The organism is Vaccinium witches'-broom phytoplasma str. VAC, assembly GCF_000309405.1.
GTDB lineage: Bacteria > Bacillota_I > Bacilli_A > Acholeplasmatales > Acholeplasmataceae > Phytoplasma.
In genome coordinates, this window is the sequence record NZ_AKIN01000270.1 from 1 (window position 1) to 240 (window position 240).

At 30.8% G+C, this 240-nt stretch carries 1 pseudogene; it reads right to left on the reverse strand.

Annotation, left to right across the window (positions count from 1 at the left end):
• Window positions 1–124 precede the first annotated feature (124 nt).
• A pseudogene (locus tag RI68_RS04425) lies at window positions 125–240 on the reverse strand (HU family DNA-binding protein); the annotation flags it as partial.

Here is a 240-nt window from a genome sequence, read left to right on the forward strand (position 1 = left end):
AATTTGATTCGTTGGTCTCTTTTTTGCTAATGGAAAAGACAAGATTATTTCCTCCGGTGTTGTACAACTATATCTTATCTTTATTGAAGATAATGTTTTGTAACAAATTGTACATATCTTTGAATCCAATTTGAGGCGATAAAATGATCTCTTCGTTGGTAGTGATTGCTTCGATTAAAGTCTTTTCGAAGATGTGATAAAATTCTTCTGTTTTAGTTACTGAAGTTTTGTTGGCTAAAG